Source organism: Ruegeria sp. AK4, from assembly GCF_056541025.1.
This window is the reverse complement of the sequence record NZ_JBQFXS010000001.1, coordinates 593,859-614,310: the sequence shown is the minus strand read 5'-3', so window position 1 is coordinate 614,310 and position 20,452 is coordinate 593,859. Positions and strand designations below refer to the sequence as shown.

Here is a 20,452-nt window from a genome sequence, read left to right as displayed (position 1 = left end):
GCAATCTGCCCCCTTTTCATGACTTGAATCAAAGCTTAAACGGAGATGCCGGTTTACCAGACCGGCAGTGAAACGATGACAGAGATGACACCCGTGACCGAAGCCACCGCCGTAAAGGCCCCCGTTCTGCCGGACGCTCAGACCGTAACCGACGTAAAGCACTGGACCGACAGCCTGTTTTCCTTCAAGGTCTCGCGCCCTGCCTCGCTGCGGTTCCGCTCGGGCGAGTTTGTGATGATCGGCCTGCTGGGCGATAACGGCAAACCGTTGCTGCGCGCCTATTCCATCGCCTCGCCCTCCTGGGACGAAGAGCTCGAGTTCTACTCGATCAAGGTGCAGGACGGTCCGCTGACCTCGAAACTGCAGCACATCAAGCCGGGCGATCAGATCATCCTGCGCCCCAAGCCCGTTGGCACGCTGGTGCATGACGCCCTGCTGCCCGGCAAGCGCCTGTGGTTCTTCGCCACCGGCACCGGCTTTGCGCCGTTTGCGTCCCTGCTGCGCGAACCGCAGACCTATGAGGATTATGACGAAGTCATCATCACCCATACCTGCCGCGAAGTGGCGGAACTGGAATATGGCCGCCAGCTGATTGAAAACATCCGTCAGGACAAAATGCTGGCGGAACTGATGGGCGAAGGTTTCGCCGACAAGATCCGGTATTACCCGACCACCACCCGGGAAGAGAGCCCGAAGATGGGCCGCATCACCGACCTGCTGAACGATGGCTCGGTCTTTGCGGATCTGGGCATCGAAGGCGGCATCAAGCCCGAAACCGACCGCGCGATGGTCTGTGGCTCGCTTGCCTTCAACCTGGATATCAAGGAAATTCTCGAAGGGTTTGGCCTGCGCGAAGGCGCAAATTCCGAGCCCAAGGAATTCGTGATCGAAAAGGCTTTTGTCGGCTGATCTGCGAAGCTGGCCGGGATTTCGCACCCCGGTCAGCGATTTTCCGTCGTAAATCAGGCTTTTTCATGGTCCCCGGCGCTTATGCTTCTTGAATCGCTTTGCGCACCGGTTTAACTTCCGGGCTCGAAATTCTGCAATCATCAAAGGAATGAACCCATAGCCCGCAGACCCCACAACGCGCCGCCGCAGAGAGATACCGGACCGCGCGTAAACGAAAAAATCCGTGCCCCCGAAATTCGCCTGATTGGCGCCGAAGGTGAAAATGTCGGGGTGGTTCATCCCGCCAAAGCCATGCAACTTGCCGCAGATGCCGGCCTCGATCTGGTCGAGATTTCGCCGAACGCGAACCCGCCGGTCTGCAAGATCATGGATTTTGGCAAATACAAGTACGAACAGCAGAAACGCGAAAGCGAAGCCCGCAAGAAACAAAAAGTCATTGAGGTGAAAGAGGTCAAATTCCGGCCCAACACCGACATCCATGACTACGACGTGAAGATGAAGAACGTCTTCAAGTTTCTGGAAAAGGGCGACAAGGTCAAAGTGACCCTGCGCTTTCGTGGCCGTGAGATGGCGCACCAGAATCTGGGCCGCGAGTTGCTGGAGCGTGTGGCCGAAGACATCAAGGATCTGGGCAAGGTCGAGAACATGCCAAAGATGGAAGGCCGTCAGATGATCATGATGATCGGCCCGCTGCCGCAGAAATAAATCCACCGGTTTTTTTTAAAAGCTCCCGCCAGACTGCGGGAGCTTTTTTGTTTGAATAGTCCGAAGGGCTGGACCGCCAAGGAACCGGCAACCTCTGTGCCGACCGGTTATTCTCAGATAACCGACGCCATCGCACGCCCCAGCTTTTCGACCAATTCCTCGACCTGCTGATCTTTGATGATGAACGGCGGGGCCAGCAAGATGTGGTCCCCATGCTTGCCGTCCCGCGTGCCGGACATCGGATAACAGATCAGCCCTTCGGCAAAGGCCGCTTTCTTGATCTTGCCCGCAATGCCGCGCGAAGGTTCAAACGGTGCCTTGCTGTCCCGGTCCGCGACCAGTTCGATGCCCCGGAACAGACCTCGGCCCCGAATATCGCCCACGTTCGGATGCTGCCCGAAGGCGGATTCCAAAGCGGATTGCAGCTTTTCCCCCATCACGCCCGCGCGTGCAGGCAAATCGCGCCCGGTCAGTTCCCGCACCACCGCCAGCGCCGCGGCTGTTGCGACGGGATGGCCGATATAGGTGTGCCCGTGCTGAAAGAACCCCGAGCCGTTCTTGATCGCGTCGTAGATTTGCCCGGTGCACAGCATGGCACCGATCGGCTGGTAACCAGCCCCCAACCCTTTGGCGATACATAGAATATCCGGCGCAACACCATCATGATCGCAGGCAAACAAATGCCCGGTCCGTCCCATGCCGCACATGACCTCATCCAGGATCAGCAGTACGCCATATTGATCGCAGATTTCGCGGATGCGCTTGAAATACCCCTCAACCGCCGGAACCGCGCCCAGAGTCGCCCCCACCACAGGTTCAGCCATGAAGGCCATGACCGTGTCCGGGCCCAGTCGTAGAATCTCGGCCTCCAACTCGTCGGCAACGCGCTGGCCGTAGTCCAAGCTGCTCTCACCTTCGGGCTTTTCGGCATATTCGTAGCAAGGCGCGATATGGGTCATCTCGATCAGCATCGGCGCGAATTGCGCCCTTCGCCACGCATTGCCGCCCGCCGACAAGGCCCCCAGCGTATTGCCGTGATAGCTCTGCCGCCGGGCGATCACGTGCCGCCGTTCGGGCTGGCCGATTTCCAGAAAATACTGCCGCGCCAGCTTGATCGCAGCCTCGGTCGCCTCGGACCCGCCGGACACGAAATACACCCGGTCCAGATCGCCCGGCGCATGTTCGATCAGCAGATCGGCCAACGCTTCGGCCGGTTCCGACGTCATGAACCCGGTATGGGCAAAGGCGACCTGCCCGACCTGTTCCTGCACCGCACGGATCACGGCAGGGTTGGAATGCCCCAGACAGGACACCGCCGCGTCCCCGCAATCCAGATACCGCTTGCCCTGCGCGTCAATCAAGTAGCACCCATCCCCCCCTGCGGCGACAGGCAGTTCCGATTTGGTGTGACGCGGAAACACATGGCTCATTTCATCGTCCTTTCCAGAAGAGAGACCAAAGCGGCCACCGACGCCGCATTGTCATTCCAAGGCTGACCGTCGGGACCGGTCAGACTGTTTTCAAAACCTACGCGCAGGTCCCCGCCGCGCAAGGCGGCCTCGGCCAGACACAGGTGTTCCTGCGGGCCAAAGGCGCAAACCATCCAGGGCGACGCTGGCTGGGGGAACAGGTCAATGTCCTGCGGTGCGGACTGCTGGTTGGCTGTGTATCGCCCCAGCACCAGCAACCGATCAATCTGATCGCTGCGCACGAGCCCCTCCTTCTGCCAGTTATCCAGCAAAGCGGCATCGCTGGCGTCATAGAGAATATGCTGAACGCGCGTCCCCTGCTCGGCGCACAGCCCATATACCCGATCCGCCATATCCGGCTGTCGCGCAATCTCACGCACCGAGATCGACGCCCATTCAGGGCGCACGCCGTGCAAACACTGGAACTGCGCCTCGACATCAAAGACGCCAGCCGCCTCGGTGGTGATCTGCACATCCATCGCCGGAATGGCGGCCTTTAACGCGGCGATTGTCTCCAGGTATTGACCGGCGTCCAGCGAGTGCCGCCCCTGCGCATCGCGGATATGCAGGTGCAGCCCGTTCGCACCCGCCCTGGAGCAACTTTGTGCCGTTTTCACAATTTCATCCAAAGAAACCGGAAGCGCCGCATGCTCCGCATGCCCCCGCCGCGCACCATTCGGAGCCACCAGAATGTAAGTGCGGGTTCCAGTCTTCATTTGGGTCATTTTAGGTTCCGGCATCCGCCAATCTCCCATTTCTTACGCCCATCTATCCGCATCGGTCATGTTTTCAACTTGCCAAATTGAAAACATATGTTTTTCTTCTACCATGAACGCAACACCCGACCAGCTAACCGACCGGTTGCGGCGCGACATTGACGCAATGCCTGCCCAGCTTCAGGCCGCCGCCAAATACATCGTCGACCGCCCCGGCGATTTTGGCATCGATCCGATCCGCGTGACAGCCAGCAAAATCGGCGTCAGTTCCAACGTGCTTGTCCGACTGGCCCAGCGACTGGGATTTGACAGTTTCGATGCCTTTCGCCGCCCCTTCCGGGACGCCCTTGTCACCGACAGCGAAGATCGCCTGAGGCAGGACTGGATCGCGCGCCTGCGGTCCGAAAGCGCCTTTGGCGCGGCACAAGCGGACTTTGCCCAGAACGAACTGAATGTGGTCGCCCGGTCGCTAAGGCAAATTGAGCCGGAAAAGATGCAACAAGCGATTGAGTGCATCCTCAACGCGCGCCGGTGCTTCGTGACCGCGACCCGTGCCAGCTATGCGCTGGCCTATTACTTTCACTACGCGGGCCGCATGGCCCACCCCGGACTGCACCTAATCCCGCGGCATATGGGGTCCGCAATTGATGATTTGCTACAGGCCGGCACGCAAGACTGCCTGCTGGCCATCACGGTCAGCCCGTATTCCGCCGATACCATCCGGTCCATTCGGTTCGCCCGGGAAAAAGGTGCCAAAATCATCCTGATCTCGGACAGCGACGTCATCGCGCCGGGCATCCAAGCCGACACCTCATTCCAGATCAGCACACGGTCGCGGCATCACTTCTCCAGCTTTTCGGGCGCAATGGCCGTTCTGGAATGCCTGCTGGGCCATCTTTTCCTAGCCGGAGGTGCCGAGGCCCGAACCCGTGTCGAAGACTACCAGAAAGCGCGCGAGGATACGCGGGCTTACTGGCAACCGGCCAAACCGCCAAGGGTGCGTCGCAAATAGAAAGCCCCGGCGCTTGCCGAGGCTTCCGTTTTGCTTGACGCTTCCGCTCACATGCAGGCTGCGACAGCCCGCTTGGTCATGACGCTGACCAAATGCGCGCGATAATCCTTGCTGCCATGCAGATCGCCGATCATGTTTGCGGGGTTGATACTGAGCCCCATCAACGCATCGGCGCGGAATTCCGTGTTCAGCGCCTGCTCTGCCTCGGACCAGCGGAACACGCCGTCCTCGCTGGCCCCGGTGACGGCGACGCGAACGCCATCCGCGAACCGCGCCAGATAGACCCCGACCAGCGCAAAGCGCGAGGCCGGCTGCAGGAACTTCTGATAGCTCGCCGCTTGCGGCACCGGAAAGCGGACCGAGGTGATGATCTCACCCTCGTCCAACGCAGTGCTGAACATGCCCTCAAAGAAGTCATCAGCAGCGATCTGCCGGGTATTGGTCACGATGGTCGCGCCCGAGCCCAGCACACCCGCCGGATAACAGGCCGCCGGATCATTGTTGGCCACCGACCCGCCAATGGTGCCGCGATTGCGCACCGCCGGGTCTCCGATCTGCCCCGCCAGCGCAGCCAGCGCCGGATAAGACCCGGCCGCCTCGCGCGCCACCGTGGCATGGGTCGTCGCCCCGCCGACCGAGACCGAGCCGTCATCCTCGACACAGACCCCGATCATCTCGGCAATCCCGCTCACGCTGACCAGCACCGACGGCGACGCCAGCCGTTGCTTCAGCGTCGGGATCAGCGTCTGGCCACCCCCCAACGCCTGCGCATCCTCGGCCCCCAACGCAGCAACCGCGTCGGCGATGGTCGAGGGCTTCTCAAACTCGAAACTGTACATTTCGTCTTCCTTTCCGAAGAACGCAGATCCGCTCTTCATCTGGCTACAAATATCCCGGGGGTCCGGGGGCTGGCCCCCGGTCCGCCCTCTCCAACTCAGCCGTTCATCGCCGCCCAAACGCGCGACGGGCTCACCGGCATGTCGATATGATCAACTGCCTTGCCGCCCGAATTCAGCGCATCAAGAACCGCATTGACCACCGCAGGCGGAGACCCGATCGCCCCGGCCTCACCACAGCCCTTCACACCCAGCGGATTGTGCGTGCACGGTGTCTGGCTGGAATGATCGACGCCATAAAACGGCACATCGTCGGCACGCGGCATGGCGTAATCCATGTAAGACGCGCTCAGCAATTGACCGTTCTCGTCATAGGCGCAGTTCTCCAGCAAAGCCTGACCGATGCCCTGACCGATACCGCCATGCACCTGGCCATCCACGATCATCGGGTTGACGATGTTGCCAAAGTCATCCGCTGCCGTGAACGCCTCGATCGTGACCTGACCGGTTTCCGGATCAACCTCGACCTCGCAAGCATAGGCACCTGCCGGGAAGGTGAAGTTGGCCGGGTCATAGAACGCGGTTTCCTCCAGCCCCGGCTCGACTTCCAGCGGATAGTTATGCGGCACATAGGCCGTCAGGGTCACATCGCCCCAGGCCACCGACTTGTCGGTACCCGCCACGCTGAACTGACCGTCCTTCAGCTCGATATCGGCCTCGGACGCTTCCAGCAGATGCGCAGCGATCTTCTTGGCCTTTTCGATCACCTTCTCGGTCGCCTTGACCATGGCCGAACCACAGACCGCCAAAGACCGCGAGCCATAGGTGCCCATGCCAAACGGGATCTTCGAGGTATCGCCATGCACGATCTCGACCATCGACTCGTCGATACCGATCATGTCGGCCACAACCTGCGGGAAGGCGGTCTCGTGCCCCTGCCCGTGACTGTGCGCACCGACCATGACGCTGATCGATCCAGTCGCATTCACCCGCACCGTCGCCGCATCGTAAAGACCCGCCCGGGCCCCCAGCATGCCAACAATGTTCGACGGCGCAATGCCGCAGGCCTCGATATAGCAGTTGATGCCCAGACCCCGCAGCTTGCCCTTGGCCTCACTTGCCGCACGCCGTGCGGCAAAGCCTGCCAGATCGGCAGCGGCCTCGAGCTTGTCCATCGTCCCGTTATAGTCCCCGGTGTCATAGGTCAGCGCCACCGGAGTGTCATAGGGGAACTGGGTGACAAAGTTCTGACGGCGCAGCGCAATCGGATCGACCCCCAACTCGCGCGCGGCCTTGTCCACGACCCGCTCTAGCTGGAACGTCGCCTCGGGGCGGCCCGCGCCGCGATAGGCATCCACCGGCACCGTGTTGGTGAACATCGCCTTCACGTTCACCTGAATGACCGGCGTCTTGTAGTTGCCTGCCATCAGCGTACCGTGCAGCCATGTGGGTACGGAACTGGAGAAGGTCGACAGATACGCGCCGAGGTTTGCAAAGGTGTTGGTGCGCAACCCGACAAAGTTATTGTCGGCATCCAGCGCCAGTTCGATGGTGCTGACATGGTCGCGACCATGGGCATCTGACATAAACGCCTCGGACCGGCTCGAGGTCCACTTGACCGGGCGGTTGCAGGTTTTGGCCGCGAAGGTACAGAACGCCTCTTCCGCATAGTGGAAGATCTTGGTGCCAAAGCCGCCGCCCACATCCGGGGCCACCACGCGCACCTTGTGCTCGGGCAGGCCCAGCACAAAGGCGCACATCAGCAGGCGGATCACATGCGGGTTCTGCGAGGTCGTATAGAGCGTGTACTCATCCGTCCCGCGCTTATACTCACCCACCGCCACGCGCGGCTCCATCGGGTTGGCGACCAGACGGTTGTTGACAAGATCCAGCGTGGTCACATGGGCCGCATTGGCAAACACTTCGTTGACCTTGGCATCGTCGGCCTCGCCCAGTTGCCAATCATAGCAGATGTTGTTCTTCAGATCGTCATGGACCAAAGTTGCGCCATCCTGCGCGGCGGCCTTCATGTCGATCACGGCGGGCAACTCCTCGATATCCACATCGATCGCCTCGGCGGCATCGCGCGCCTGTTCCAGACTGTCGGCCACCACGGCGGCGATGGGATCGCCCACATGGCGCACCTTGCCCTGCGCCAGAATGGGGTGCGCGGGTTCCTGCATGGGCGCACCGTGCTTGTCCGTCACCTCCCAACCGCAGGGGATGCCGCCCACGCCTTCGAAATCCTTGCCGGTGAAAACCCTGACCACGCCCGGCATACCCTCAGCCGCTGATGTGTCCACATTTTTCAAACGGCCATGCGCGATATCCGAGCGCAGGAAATGCACATAGGCCTGTCCGGCCACGTTGATGTCGTCGGTGTAACTGCCTGCTCCGGTCAGAAAGCGCACGTCCTCGCGCCGCTTGGAACTGGCTCCGATGCCACTGTCTTTGGGCATTGCTTGTTCTCCTCCCTGTGGATGCGCGTGCATCCTGTGTCATCCCACGGGCGTCTCCCCCGACGCCCGCTGCAGCATCATTCGGCAGCGATGCTGCTGACGTCCTGACCGGATGCGGCCATGATCGCCTTGACGATATTGTGGTAGCCCGTGCAGCGGCACAGGTTGCCTTCCAGATACTTCCGGATTTCCGCTTCGGTCGGGCGTGGATTGTCCTTGAGCAGCGCCGCGGCACTCATCACCATGCCCGGCGTGCAGAACCCGCATTGAAGCCCGTGATGATCCTGAAACGCCTGCTGGATCACGTTCAGCGAGCCATCGGCATTTGCCTGACCTTCGATGGTGCCCACATCGGCCCCGTCGGCCTCGAGCGCCAGCATGTTGCAGGACTTCACCGCCTCACCGTTTACATGCACCACACACGCGCCGCATTGCGCCGTGTCGCAGCCCACATGTGTTCCGGTCAGCGAAAGGTGGTCGCGCAGAAAGCTGGACAGCAACGTCCGGCCTTCGACATCACCGCTCACGGACTTGCCGTTCACGGTCATTGAGACCTGTGTCATTAGTTCCTCCCGATTTTGTAATTCTCCCTTGCGACCGAGTTAAACACGGGAATTTTCGTTTGAGAACAAAAATCTTGTCGCAATCCGAGCGGGGAGTAACGCTCGGCTTCCACTAGCTAATTCCCGAAGGAACGCAGTCAAAAATGCCGTTGCGTCACTTCTTTCTTTGCGCCCGGGGCTGCGGTCTGGTCGGTATCTCTTTGAGCAGACCGCCCACGCCCATGCCGGCGATATCGATGGCGGTTGTTTCGATCCCACAGGCGACGCGGGACAAAACCCAATCCGCACCGTTCAGCGCCGGAGACCGAGCGCAACCCGGCAAACCGATCACAGGGCGATCTGCGAGTTGGCCTAGGAACAACAGGTTCCCCGGGTCAACCGGCATCCCGAACCGATCCACGCGGCCACCGGCCATGCGGACCGCGGCGGGCGCGACGTCGTTGACATCCGATGTTGCGGAGCCGGTCAGGATCATTGTCAGATCGCCGCCTGCTTCCGCGATCGCGGCCGACAGCGCATCGGCCCGGTGCGGCACAATTTTCACGTCGCTCAGGTTCATACCCAACGCCTCGACCCGGCCCCGGATGGCGGCGATCCCCTTTTCATTGGGCGGCCCGCCGGGAATGTCCGTCACGATCAGACCGGCGGTTTCGTAGACCGGGCAGACAAGACGAACTGAATCGCGGGCAAGCTCTGCGGCGCGCTGAACATCGTCTTTTGGGACGGCATAGGAAATCACCTTGATCGTCGCGACCATGCCCCCGGTGCTCATCTGCTGGTATTGAGGTACCGTCGCGACCGTGATCATCGGGTTCACCTGATTGAACCGCTCGATTGCATCGACGTCGAACACCGCGACACCCGGCCCGTCGGCCAGCAAGTTCACCCGGCCCGTGAACGCCTCGGTCACACGCAGATTGGCCGAGGCCGCGTCCGGTGCCAGTGCGACGGCCAGCAGGCGCGCGGCCTCGTCCTCGTGACAATCACCGGGTTCCAGCCGGGCCACGGTGACTTCGGCAATACCGGCACCGGAAAGCTGCGCGACATGTTCCGGCAAAAGGGTCAGCCCCTTGCGCAGTTTCTTGCCATCCGCCGTCACCGAATGCGCTAGGATCGCGCCACCGGCATCTGCCACCGGCACCGGACCAAACTTCATGCCTTACCCCGCAGCACCGCCGTCATCTGCGCCAGAATCGCCACCGCAATCTCGGACGGGTCAGAGGCGCCGATATCCAAACCGATGGGTCCGTGAATGCGCCCGATCTGAGCGTCGCTGAACCCGGCGGCTTTCATCCGCTCGATCCGTTTGGCGTGGGTCCGGGTCGATCCGAGCGCACCGATATAGAAAACGCCCGCACCAAGCGCCGCCTGCAACGCCGGGTCATCGAGCTTTGGGTCGTGCGTCAGCAGGACCAGCGCCGTGCGCGCATCCAGACCCAGGCGGGCAACGGCCTCGTCCGGCCAGTCGGTCAGGATTTTCTCACCCGGAAAGCGGTCATCCGAGGCGAATGCCTCGCGCGGGTCCACGATGGCCGGGTCATATCCGGCAATCCGCGCCATCGGCACCAGGGCCTGCGCGATGTGAACCGCACCGACGACGATCAGGCGCAGCGGAGGGTTATGTACGGCGACAAAGGTCTGCCCGTCCTGTTCGAAACCGGACAGGTCCATCCGCAACCGATCCTTGTAAGCGTTGCGCCGTAACGCCCGGTGGCCGGTTTCGATATTCACTTCATAGGCCAGAGGCTCGCGCGCCGCCCGCGCGGCGACCAGTTCGGCCAGCATGGGTTCCGGCAGGACCTTGCCCACGGGTTCGACAAGTACGCGGATGGTTCCGCCACAGGCCAAACCCACGGCAAAGGCATCTTCGTCGCTGACGCCGAACTCCAGCAGGCGCGCCTCACCCTCGTCGATGGCTTCCAGCGCCTCGACAATCACCGCGCCTTCGACGCAACCGCCCGAGACGGAGCCTTCGATCCGGCCATCACCACCAATGACCAGCTGCGCGCCGACGCGCCGTGGCGCGCTGCCCCAGGTTTCGACCACGGTGGCAAGGGCCGCACCGCGCCCGGCGCGATACCAGTTCAACGCCGTTTCTGGACTGTTATCGAATCGTTCCATTGAACTCTCCCCGAGTCTTCCGATCCAACATAGGCAGGATTAGCGTAATGAAAAGCGGACCAAGGTCGATGCCGCGCGATCCGGGCCTGTGACTTCGGCGGCAAACGGCCCTTTTCACATTCACATACGCAAAGGATTGATTACCAACACGCCCGGTTCTAGCCTGCGCAGGGTAGCCGGATGATTACCGGAAGCGCGCACAGATCCCCCTTAATCGGAGACAAGACATTGAAACGCATTCTAACACTGGGAACGGCCGTTGGCCTGCTGGCCTCGACCGCCGGATGGGCTGATACATTCGAACGCTATGGCGAGGTCGAAGGCTGGAAGGTGTTCATCGACAACGAAAAGAAATCCTGCCTGATCGAGGCGGTGGACGATTCCGAAAACGTTGTGCAGATGGGCCTGACCGAAGATCGCGGCGTTGGCTATGTGGGCGTGTTCACCAAGGCCGAAACCAACATCAAGCGCGGCGAGAAAGAGGCCGTGGCGATCCTGCTGGGTGACAACATCTACGTCGGTGAGGCGACGGGGATGAAGGGCAACATCACCAAGGGCTATTCCGGGGGCTATGTGCTGTCAGATGACCCTCAGTTCGCAGATGACATTGCCAACAAGAAAGTGATGATCGTGTTCCCCGAGAAAGAGTTTGCCTTCACCGTCGATCTGACCGGGACCAAGAAAGCCATGGCAATGGCGCGTGAGTGCAACGAAAAGCAGCTTGGGTAAAAGCTAGGCGGAAAGCGCGGAGATCAGCCGCGTTTTCTCACCCACATCGTCGGTCCGCGAGATCACGGTTGCCAGATCTTCGAGCGATGCAATCGAATGGCCGGCGCGGAAACTGTCCACATGCGGCAGCATCGCCATAACGCCCTGCGCTTTCGGGGCGAAACCGTCCCAGCGCAGCAAGGGGTTGAGCCAGATCAGGCGGCGTGACGACAGGTGCAGGCGCTCCATTTCCTTCGCCAGTAGCTCGGGCGCGCCCCGGTCCAGACCGTCCGAGATCAAAAGCACGACCGCGCCCTGCCCCATGACACGCCGCGACCAGTCGCGGTTGAAGGCGTGCAGGCATTCGCCGATGCGGGTGCCGCCCTCCCAATCCTGCGCCTCGGCCCCGGCGGCGGCCAACGCGGCATCCACGTCGCGCTGTTGCAGGTGGCGCGTGATGTTGGTCAGGCGGGTGCCGAAGGTAAAGGCATGCACCTTGGCCCAGCCCGCCCCCTTGGCGTTCGAGACCGTGTGCAAGAAATGCAGGATCAGGCGGCTGTACTGGCTCATCGAGCCCGAAATATCGCAGAGCACAACCAGATTGGGCCAGCGCGGTTTCGGCTTTTGTCGGGCGATGTCCCGCAGTTCTCCGCCCTGCCGCATGGCGGATCGGAGGGTGCGGGCGCGGTCGATGCGGTGGCCCAGGTGGCTGGCCTGACCACGGCGCGACTCGATGGGTTTCACCGGCAGGCTCAGGCGCGCCAGCAGGCGTTTAGCCTGTGCGATTTCCGCCGTGCTCATCTGTTCGAAATCCAGGCTGCGCAACCGTTCCTCGGACGATGCGGTTTGCGAGGCGTCTATGTCCAACTCGGTACCGCCTTCGTCTTCCGAAGATTCGGGAAATTCCCGCTCAACCCCATCCAGCAGCGCCTCGGCAGCGCGTTTTTCGCCCGCATCCGCCTTGCGTTCCTCCTGCACGTCTCGGATGGCGGGCAGCATCATCGACATCATGTGTTCCAGATAGCGCGGGTCGCGCCAATAGAGGCGGAAGACCTGGGCGAACACCGTTCGGTACTCGGGGCGATTCACGAAACAGGCATGCAGGGTCCAGTAGAAATCGCGTTTCTCAGTGAAGCCCGCAGCCTGAACCGCGCGGATAGCGTCAACAACGCGGCCCGTGCCGATGGGCAGCCCAGCCTTACGCAGGGCCCGTGCGAAATGGGTGATGTTCTGCGCCAGCTTCGGGTTATCGGGGATATCGAGCGGGAGTTGTTCTGCCATCATCCGTCATGGGGGCTCTGCCCCCATACCCCCGGAGTATTTGGGAAAAGATGAAGCATCAGGCGGGTTCGAGGTCGGCTTTGGCCTGATCGAGGATTCGTTTCGCCTCGGACCCCTGCAGTTTTTGGATATCGTCCTGGTATTTCAGGATTGCGCCCAGCGTGTCGCCGATCACCTCGGGGCTGAGGTTGATTACATCCAGCGCCAGCAGGCATTTGGCCCAGTCGATGGTTTCGGCAACGCCGGGCTTTTTGAATAGGTCTTCGGTGCGCAGTCGTTGGACAAACGCGACGACCTCGCGGCTGAGCGCCTTTGCGGCCTCGGGAGCGCGAGCGTGGAGGATTTCGATCTCGCGGTCGAAATCGGGGTAGTCGACCCAATGATAAAGGCAGCGGCGTTTCAGGGCGTCGTGCACCTCGCGCGTGCGGTTCGAGGTGACGATGACGACGGGCGGTTCCGGGGCTTTGACCGTGCCGAGTTCGGGGATCGTGACCTGGAAATCGCTGAGCGCTTCCAGCAGGAAGGCCTCGAACGGTTCATCGGTGCGGTCCAACTCGTCGATCAGCAGGACCGGCGCGCCGTTTTCATCGGGGCGCATGGCCTGCAGCAAGGGGCGTTCGATCAGGTAGTCGTCCGAGAAGAGTTCGGATTGAAGCGTTCCCCGATCCGCGCTGCCCGAGGCCTCGGCGGTGCGGATAGCGACCATCTGGGCGGGGAAGTTCCATTCATAGACCGCCGAGGACGCATCCAGCCCCTCGTAGCATTGCAGGCGGATCAGGCGGCGGTTCAGACCGGTGGCCAGCGCCTTGGCGATTTCGGTTTTGCCGACGCCTGCCTCACCTTCCAGAAACAACGGACGCCCGAGCTTCAGCGACAGGAACACGACCGTCGCCAGCGACCGCCCGCAGACATAGCCCTGCGCACCCAGCATGGTTTGAACGGCGTCGATGGTATTTGGCTGCGTCATAATGCTCTCCTCGGGCACAACAGGTCATGATGGCGCTTGCGCGTCAAGTCCGGGCCTTTGCAGGGACTTACGGCGTTCCGGCCAGTTGACAAGGGGTTGCCGGGGATTCAGGGCCTTTCGCCACTGACCGCGCTGTGCTAGCCGGGGGCCATGACCGATACCCTCACGATCCGCCGCCCCGACGACTGGCACCTGCATCTGCGCGACGGCGCGATGTTGCAGGCCGTCCTGCCCGAAACCGCGCGCCATTTTGCCCGCGCGATCATCATGCCCAACCTTGTGCCCCCCGTCGTGACAGGCGCGCAGGCCGCAGCCTATCGCGAGCGCATCATGGCCGCCCTTCCCGACGACATGACGTTCGAGCCGCTGATGACCCTGTATCTGACCGAGGATACCGACCCCGAGGATATGGCCGCTGCCCATGCCAGCGGACTGATCAAGGCGGTCAAGCTGTATCCTGCCGGGGCTACAACCAATTCGCATTCGGGCGTACGGGACTTCGACAAGGTGCGGCCCGTGCTTGAGAAGATGGCAGAGATCGGCTTGCCGCTTTGCGTGCATGGTGAGGTCACAGATGCGGAAATCGACATTTTCGACCGTGAGGCGGTGTTCATCGACCGCGTGCTGGACCCGATCCGCAAGGCCACGCCGGGTCTGCGAGTGGTGATGGAGCACATCACGACACGCGACGGTGTTGAATACGTCAAAGCCAATGATACCGATCTGGGCGCGACGATCACGGCGCATCACCTGATCATCAACCGCAACCACATTCTGGTTGGCGGGATCAAACCGCATTACTACTGCCTGCCGGTCGCCAAGCGGGAAGAGCATCGCCTTGCGCTGCTGGCCGCTGCGACCTCGGGCGATGCGCGGTATTTCCTGGGCACGGACAGCGCGCCGCACACGGATGACAACAAGGAAATGGCCTGTGGCTGTGCCGGGTGCTTCACCGCGACCAACACCATGTCCCTGCTGGCCGAGATGTTCGACCGTGAAGGTGCGTTGGACAAGCTGGAAGGGTTCGCATCGCTGAACGGTCCGGCGTTTTACCGACTGCCGGTGAACGAGGACACACTGACCCTGACCAAAGGCGATCCGGTCGCATACCCGGCCAAGATCGAAACCGGGGACGGGCCGGTGACGGTGTTTGACCCGGGATTCCCGCTGCACTGGCGCGTGTCTTAATCCGCCAGCATTTTTGCCAGATCGCGGGCGCGGCCTCCGGTGCGGAGCATCGACCATATCGCATCCGCATCGTCGCCTCCGATCAGCTTGGCGGCTTTGCCGCGCACGCGGTCCTCGCGATCCGCAAGCGACATTGGGGCCAACAGGTCATGGGTCGCTTCGCGCCGCCCCCCGTCGCGGCGTAGCAGCGATAAGTGCGCCTGTGTTTCGGTCAGGCTTTCGTCCGCCTCAACCGTTATGCGATCCCGCAGGGACTGAATGCGCGGGTTGGCGCAGGTCTTTTCCGAATAGCTGCCAGGCAAGGCGGTATCGAAACCCAACGCCTGCATGGCAATCACCGTGCGGTACGAGAATTTCGCCCCCAGCCCGGTGGTCGGAGACATCTGGTTGCACACGCTCATCCAGCGCAGATGGGTTTTGATCTTGATCTCGGCCACTTCGGGTTCCCCGATATCCAGTTCCCGCGCGGCCTCTAGCGCCGCATGCAAGCCGTGGCAGCAGGCGTGGAATTTATGGCTGACGGATTCGAACAGCCATTCCTGGCCCAGCCCATCCAGCGCCGCATCTGTATTGTCGGCCCCTTCGTGAGTGGCTCCGAATCCATACTGCCCTTCAAGCGCACTCGCATTTGGCTCGAAACCGCGCTGAATCAGCGCGGCGGCCTCGACCCCGGCGGACGCGGCCAGACCGGCGTTATAGGGTTTGCCCATCGTGCCGAATTGCGCCTTCAAACCCGCCGCGCGTGTTGCGGTCAGGCCCAGAACCCGCCGCATCTGATTGGCGTCGAACCCGAAGATCCGCCCGACCGCGACCGCTGATCCAAAGGCCCCTGCGGTGGCGGTCTGATGGAACCCGGCCTGATAGTGGCCGCGCCCCAGCCACAGGCCGATGCGAATCGAGACCTCCATCCCGACCAAAGCGGCCTCGAGGAAATCCACGAGGATCCGGTCATCCCATTCGCTGACAGCCAGCGCGGCGGACAAAACGGCGACCGAAGGATGGCCGATATGGGCGAAATGCGTGTCGTCATAGTCCAGTGCGTGTGACACGGTGCCGTTCACCAGCGCCGCCGCGCGCAGAGGCGCGGCGCCTTGCCCGAACAGATGCGCCTGCGGGGCTCCGCCTTCGTCCAGGATCATGTCACGCACGGTGACAGAGACGGGTTCGGCCGCACCGGCCCGCCCCACGGCGATCCAGTCCAGCGCGGACAGGGATGTCACGATCCGTGCCTGCGCAGACGTCGAAACAGGACCGGCGGCAAAGGCGGCTAAAGATGTGGTCAGATCACTCATAAGGCGCAGTCTAGCGCGCACCAAAAGCTGGTAAAGACTTAGCTGTAAAGATCGGCGGCCCGGGCCTCGAACGCGCGGACGATCCGTTGCATGGCTTCGTTGAAGACGACGCCGATGATGCCCTGCAGGATGGCGTTCTTGAATTCGAAATCCACGTGGAACGAGATATTGCAGCCGCCATCCGGCGCGTCCTCGAACTGCCAGTCGGATTTCATGTATTTGAACGGGCCGTCCAGATATTCGGTGTCGATTCTCTTTTGGCCCGGAAACAAAGTCACCCGGCTGCCGAAGCGTTCGCGGAAGACTTTGAAGGAAATGACCAGATCAGCCTCCATCACCTGCGCTTCGCCCGCCTCATAGGTCCGGCGGATCCGCGCGGCGGCGCACCACGGCAGGAACTGAGGGTATTTCGCCACGTCTGCCACCAAATCATACATCTGCTGGGCAGTGTATGGCAGGTGACGTGTTTCCGAATGGATAGGCATGGCGTTCAGGCATTTACAGGTGACAATGGCGCGTCATGTCGTATGTTGCGCGCCAAAGATCAAGGGGGCTGTGATGAGTGACCGCGCATATGTGATAGATGAGATGATCTCGGCCAAGGCCATCGCTGCCCGGATAGAAGAGCTTTGCCGGGAAATCACCGATGAGTTCGGGGACACCGACAAGCTGGTTGTTGTCGGCCTTTTGCGGGGCAGCTTTGTCTTTATCGCCGATCTGGTGCGCGAACTGGATCTGCCGATCGAGGTCGATTTCCTTGAGGCCTCATCCTATGGCGACGCGATGGAAAGCAGCCGGGAAGTGCGTATTCTCAAGGACTTGCGAGGTGCCATTGAAGGGCGGGACGTGCTGGTTGTCGAAGATATCGTCGATACCGGCCACACGCTGAACCATGTCACGAACCTGCTGCGCAGCCGCAATCCGGCCCGTCTGAGATCCATCGCCCTGCTGGACAAGCCCAGCCGCCGCGAGGTCGATTTCCGCTCGGACTGGATCGGATTTGAGATTCCGGATGAATTTGTCGTGGGTTACGGGATCGACTACGCGCAGCGCAATCGCAACCTGCCCTTCATCGGCAAAGTCAGGTTTACCGAGGACTAGATGGACCCGCGCCACCTGCTCCGCATGTCCCGGTGGGTCCGGAACCCGCCATCGGAAAGACGGGTCATGCTGGTGATCTGCGCGATTCTCATATGCCTGCTGATCGCAGGGGTCGAATATATGGGATGGTGGCCGGACTGGGCGACCCGGGAAGAACTCCGCGCGCCGCGCTGATTACGCTAGCCCAAGACCCGCTGAATGGCGGATAGAAACACCCCGGTCCCGATGGGAATAAGTGCGTCGGGAAAGTCGTAATCGGGGTTGTGCAATTGCGGGTGATCGCGCCCCGCCCCAAGCCAGAACATCGCCGTTTTCGCCCCTTTGCCAAACTGCCCGAAATCCTCGGAAAACCTCTGCGGGTCCAAGGTCAGGGCGCATGGAACGTTCCGGTCGGCGCAGGCATCGGTCAGAATGCTCACGGCCTCGGGGTGATTGGTGCAGGCTTCGAATACGTCGTCATTGGTGATGTCGAACGCCAGCGCCTCGGCCTTGGCGACGTTGGCGACCAGCGTTTCGGCCTCGGCGATCAGTGCGGCCATGCGGGCATCTGACACGGTGCGGAGTGTGACCCAAAGTTCGGCATTTCCGGGGGCGACGCCAAATGTACGCTCTCCCAGACTGGCATGTGTCACGGTGGTTAAAGCGAAGCCCTCATCCAAGGGCCCGCCCTTTACCAAGCCACTCAGACCGGGAATGAGTTGCGACAGCGCCCTTGCCGGTGATACCCCATCTTGCGGTGCTGCCGCGTGCGAGGTCTTGCCGGTCAATCCAATCCGCATCCCGCGAGAGGCGCAGTTGGTTGCCCCTTTGCACAGTTCCACCGCACCCAGTTCCAGCCCCGGCAGATTGTGCAGCGAGAACACGTAATCCGGGGCAACCTGCGCAAACGTCGGATCGGCCCGAAAAGCGATGGCCCCCTGCCCGGTCTCTTCGGCGGGTTGGAGTATCAGGACCACGCGTCCGGTTTTAGGGCGGGCCTTGCCCAACGCCTCGGCCACTCCGAGTACCATCGTCATATGGCCGTCATGTCCGCACAGATGCCCCTTGCCGGGGATGCGGGACACATACGGCGCGTCCGAGATTTCCTGAATCGGCAACCCGTCCAACTCGCACCGGATACCCACACTTGGGCCGCTCTGCCCGCTGTCGAAAACGGCGGCAACGCCGTACCCACCGATCCCGGTCAGAACCAGATCGGCACCCGCACGCTGCAACAAGCCAGCCACGCGCGCTGCGGTTGCTTCTTCAAAACCAGAGAGTTCGGGCTGCTGATGCAGTTCGTGGCGCAGGCCGGTCAGCCGGGCAATCGTGTCCGGCGTCACGCCTGCCCCAGCTTCTCTTGCCGCGCGGCGCGCAAGCGGGCGAAGTCATCCCCTGCATGGTAAGACGACCGCGTCAGCGGTGTGGCCGAAACCATCAGGAACCCTTTGCCAAAGGCGGCCTTTTCGTATGACGCGAATTCTTCCGGCGTCACGAAACGGTCAACCCCATGGTGCTTGGGCGTCGGCTGCAGGTACTGACCGATGGTCAGAAAATCGATATCGGCGGCGCGCATGTCGTCCATCACCTGACGGACCTGCTGTTCATCCTCGCCCAGACCGACCATGATGCCGGACTTGGTAAAGATCGACGGGTCCTGTTCCTTGACCCGCTGCAACAGGCGCAAGGAGTGGAAATATCGCGCGCCGGGGCGTACTTCGGGGTACAGGCCCGGAACGGTTTCAAGGTTGTGGTTGAACACGTCCGGTTTGGCCTCGACCACGGTTTCCAGAACGGCAGGATCGCATTTCAGGAAATCCGGCGTGAGAATCTCGATTGTCGTTTTGGGCGAACGGTGACGGATCGCGCGGATGGTCTGCGCGAAGTGATCCGCGCCGCCGTCTTCAAGGTCGTCTCGGTCGACCGAGGTGATCACGACATGGTTAAGGCCCAGTTTCTCGACCGCATGGGCAACGCGACCGGGCTCGAACACATCCAGCGCGTCGGGACGGCCTGTCGCAATGTTGCAGAAGGTGCAGCCGCGCGTGCAAATCTCGCCCATGATCATCATCGTGGCGTGACCCTGGCTCCAGCATTCGCCGACGTTGGGGCATCCCGCCTCTTCGCAGACCGTGACCAGATTGTTGTCCCGCATGATCTTGCGCGTGTCGGCATAGCCTTTACCGCCGGGTGCCTTGACCCGAATCCAGCTGGGCTTTTTCGGTTGCGCATTGTCCGGGCGATGCGCTTTTTCCGGGTGGCGTTGCTCGGGAATCTTGAGGTCTCGCACGGGCAGTTTTCCTGACTTTGGGTCAACTTTGAGTTCCCTTAACATAAACCCATCGCTTCGCGTGCACCAGTGACGCATAGCCGCTATGCAGGGGGACTTTGCTGATGCAGCGAAATTATCCGGAACCCCAGCTATTTTCGTCATTTTCTTAATCACTTGTCCGGTAATTCAGAAACTTCGCGGATGCGGCATATCTTCGATTGAAGGCATTTTAGAACTGTTTTAAGTCACGTTCCGATCACCACTGAATCACAGGAGATTGAAGATGAAATCCGGCACCAAACTGCCCGACGTGACCTTTCACACCCGCGTTCGCGACGACGCGATTGAAGGGCCCAACCCCTTCCGTTGGGAAGACAAGACAACCGCCGATTACTTTGCCGGCAAGCGCGTCATCCTGTTCTCGCTGCCGGGTGCATTTACGCCCACATGCTCGACCTACCAACTGCCGGGTTTTGAAAACGGATATGCCGATTTTATGGCCAAGGGCATTGATGAGATCTACTGCATGTCCGTAAATGACAGCTTCGTCATGAACAAATGGGCGCAGGATCAGGGCCTGAAAAACGTCAAGGTGATCCCCGACGGGTCGGGCGAGTTCACCCGCAAGATGGGTATGCTGGTCGACAAGGACAATCTGGGTTTTGGCATGCGCTCGTGGCGCTACGCCGCCATCGTGAACAACGGCGTTGTCGAGGCGTGGTTCGAAGAACCGGGCCTGATGGATAACTGCCCAGAAGATCCCTATGGCGTGTCCTCGCCGGAAACCCTGATGCAGCATCTGGAACAGGCGGCTGAGCCGGAACTGGCCTGAACCCAAACGCTTTGACCGACCAAAGGCCCGCCTCATGCGGGC

At 61.4% G+C, this 20,452-nt stretch carries 21 protein-coding genes; 8 read left to right on the top strand and 13 right to left on the bottom strand.

Annotated features, from left to right (window positions below; all coding sequences use genetic code 11):
• Positions 1-75 precede the first annotated feature (75 nt).
• A complete protein-coding gene (locus tag ACR0EZ_RS02755) occupies positions 76-909 on the top strand; it encodes a ferredoxin--NADP reductase (RefSeq protein ID WP_480610516.1) in 834 nt (277 codons plus the stop codon).
• A gap of 156 nt (positions 910-1,065) precedes the next feature.
• On the top strand, positions 1,066-1,614 hold the full coding sequence (gene infC, locus ACR0EZ_RS02750; protein WP_480611143.1) for a translation initiation factor IF-3: 549 nt from the start codon (positions 1,066-1,068) through the stop codon (positions 1,612-1,614).
• A gap of 113 nt (positions 1,615-1,727) precedes the next feature.
• On the opposite strand, the gene ACR0EZ_RS02745 is transcribed toward infC, so the two are convergent.
• Both ACR0EZ_RS02745 and ACR0EZ_RS02740 read right to left on the bottom strand, forming a co-directional pair.
• The gene (locus ACR0EZ_RS02745) at positions 1,728-3,044 is read right to left on the bottom strand and encodes an aspartate aminotransferase family protein (RefSeq protein ID WP_480610514.1); all 1,317 of its coding nucleotides are present in this window, start codon (positions 3,042-3,044) and stop codon (positions 1,728-1,730) included.
• Positions 3,041-3,808, bottom strand: coding sequence for a beta-keto acid cleavage family enzyme (locus ACR0EZ_RS02740; RefSeq protein WP_480610511.1), 768 nt, complete (start codon positions 3,806-3,808; stop codon positions 3,041-3,043). Before ACR0EZ_RS02740 ends, ACR0EZ_RS02745 begins: the two co-directional genes overlap by 4 nt.
• Before the next feature lie 103 nt (positions 3,809-3,911).
• Here ACR0EZ_RS02740 and ACR0EZ_RS02735 point away from each other — a divergent pair, with 103 nt between their 5' ends.
• Complete coding sequence (locus ACR0EZ_RS02735; protein WP_480610508.1) at positions 3,912-4,811, top strand: MurR/RpiR family transcriptional regulator; 900 nt, start codon at positions 3,912-3,914, stop codon at positions 4,809-4,811.
• A gap of 47 nt (positions 4,812-4,858) precedes the next feature.
• Here the strand turns inward: ACR0EZ_RS02735 and ACR0EZ_RS02730 are convergent, their stop codons facing one another.
• The 5 genes from ACR0EZ_RS02730 to ACR0EZ_RS02710 all read right to left on the bottom strand — a co-directional run bounded on the left by ACR0EZ_RS02730 (position 4,859) and on the right by ACR0EZ_RS02710 (position 10,790).
• Positions 4,859-5,650, bottom strand: coding sequence for an FAD binding domain-containing protein (locus ACR0EZ_RS02730; RefSeq protein ID WP_480610505.1), 792 nt, complete (start codon positions 5,648-5,650; stop codon positions 4,859-4,861).
• 95 nt (positions 5,651-5,745) lie between these two features.
• The gene (locus ACR0EZ_RS02725) at positions 5,746-8,106 is read right to left on the bottom strand and encodes a xanthine dehydrogenase family protein molybdopterin-binding subunit (RefSeq protein ID WP_480610503.1); all 2,361 of its coding nucleotides are present in this window, start codon (positions 8,104-8,106) and stop codon (positions 5,746-5,748) included.
• 77 nt (positions 8,107-8,183) lie between these two features.
• The gene (locus tag ACR0EZ_RS02720) at positions 8,184-8,669 is read right to left on the bottom strand and encodes a (2Fe-2S)-binding protein (RefSeq protein ID WP_420584112.1); all 486 of its coding nucleotides are present in this window, start codon (positions 8,667-8,669) and stop codon (positions 8,184-8,186) included.
• A gap of 154 nt (positions 8,670-8,823) precedes the next feature.
• Complete coding sequence (locus tag ACR0EZ_RS02715; RefSeq protein ID WP_480610500.1) at positions 8,824-9,825, bottom strand: molybdopterin-binding protein; 1,002 nt, start codon at positions 9,823-9,825, stop codon at positions 8,824-8,826.
• Positions 9,822-10,790 (bottom strand): XdhC family protein, encoded by a 969-nt coding sequence (locus ACR0EZ_RS02710; RefSeq protein ID WP_480610498.1) that lies wholly within the window; start codon positions 10,788-10,790, stop codon positions 9,822-9,824. Before ACR0EZ_RS02710 ends, ACR0EZ_RS02715 begins: the two co-directional genes overlap by 4 nt.
• 228 nt (positions 10,791-11,018) lie before the next feature.
• On the opposite strand from ACR0EZ_RS02710, the gene ACR0EZ_RS02705 reads away from it, so the two are divergent.
• Positions 11,019-11,519, top strand: a complete 501-nt coding sequence (locus ACR0EZ_RS02705; protein ID WP_480610496.1) for a hypothetical protein — start codon at positions 11,019-11,021, stop codon at positions 11,517-11,519.
• A 3-nt stretch (positions 11,520-11,522) separates the two neighbouring features.
• Here ACR0EZ_RS02705 and ACR0EZ_RS02700 read toward each other — a convergent pair whose 3' ends face one another.
• Positions 11,523-12,779, bottom strand: a complete 1,257-nt coding sequence (locus ACR0EZ_RS02700; RefSeq protein ID WP_480610493.1) for a vWA domain-containing protein — start codon at positions 12,777-12,779, stop codon at positions 11,523-11,525.
• A 58-nt stretch (positions 12,780-12,837) separates the two neighbouring features.
• On the bottom strand, positions 12,838-13,746 hold the full coding sequence (locus ACR0EZ_RS02695) for an AAA family ATPase (RefSeq protein ID WP_480610491.1): 909 nt from the start codon (positions 13,744-13,746) through the stop codon (positions 12,838-12,840).
• A 150-nt stretch (positions 13,747-13,896) separates the two neighbouring features.
• Between ACR0EZ_RS02695 and pyrC the strand changes: the two genes are divergently transcribed.
• On the top strand, positions 13,897-14,934 hold the full coding sequence (gene pyrC / locus ACR0EZ_RS02690) for a dihydroorotase (RefSeq protein ID WP_480610488.1): 1,038 nt from the start codon (positions 13,897-13,899) through the stop codon (positions 14,932-14,934).
• Here the strand turns inward: pyrC and ACR0EZ_RS02685 are convergent.
• Together ACR0EZ_RS02685 and ACR0EZ_RS02680 are read right to left on the bottom strand one after the other, a co-directional pair.
• Positions 14,931-16,226, bottom strand: coding sequence for an MmgE/PrpD family protein (locus ACR0EZ_RS02685; protein WP_480610485.1), 1,296 nt, complete (start codon positions 16,224-16,226; stop codon positions 14,931-14,933). The genes pyrC and ACR0EZ_RS02685 overlap by 4 nt on opposite strands.
• 38 nt (positions 16,227-16,264) lie before the next feature.
• Positions 16,265-16,711 (bottom strand): type II toxin-antitoxin system RatA family toxin, encoded by a 447-nt coding sequence (locus ACR0EZ_RS02680; RefSeq protein ID WP_480610482.1) that lies wholly within the window; start codon positions 16,709-16,711, stop codon positions 16,265-16,267.
• A gap of 73 nt (positions 16,712-16,784) precedes the next feature.
• Between ACR0EZ_RS02680 and hpt the strand changes: the two genes are divergently transcribed.
• Together hpt and ACR0EZ_RS02670 are read left to right on the top strand one after the other, a co-directional pair.
• Positions 16,785-17,327: a hypoxanthine phosphoribosyltransferase gene (gene hpt, locus ACR0EZ_RS02675; protein WP_480610479.1), complete on the top strand. Its 543-nt coding sequence runs from the start codon at positions 16,785-16,787 to the stop codon at positions 17,325-17,327.
• Complete coding sequence (locus ACR0EZ_RS02670) at positions 17,328-17,501, top strand: hypothetical protein (RefSeq protein WP_480610476.1); 174 nt, start codon at positions 17,328-17,330, stop codon at positions 17,499-17,501. It abuts the gene before it with no gap.
• A gap of 5 nt (positions 17,502-17,506) precedes the next feature.
• On the opposite strand, the gene ACR0EZ_RS02665 is transcribed toward ACR0EZ_RS02670, so the two are convergent.
• Positions 17,507-18,649 (bottom strand): amidohydrolase, encoded by a 1,143-nt coding sequence (locus ACR0EZ_RS02665; RefSeq protein ID WP_480610473.1) that lies wholly within the window; start codon positions 18,647-18,649, stop codon positions 17,507-17,509.
• On the bottom strand, positions 18,646-19,596 hold the full coding sequence (gene lipA, locus ACR0EZ_RS02660) for a lipoyl synthase (protein ID WP_480610471.1): 951 nt from the start codon (positions 19,594-19,596) through the stop codon (positions 18,646-18,648). Before lipA ends, ACR0EZ_RS02665 begins: the two co-directional genes overlap by 4 nt.
• Before the next feature lie 265 nt (positions 19,597-19,861).
• Here lipA and ACR0EZ_RS02655 point away from each other — a divergent pair, with 265 nt between their 5' ends.
• On the top strand, positions 19,862-20,410 hold the full coding sequence (locus ACR0EZ_RS02655) for a redoxin family protein (protein ID WP_480610464.1): 549 nt from the start codon (positions 19,862-19,864) through the stop codon (positions 20,408-20,410).
• Positions 20,411-20,452 lie beyond the last annotated feature (42 nt).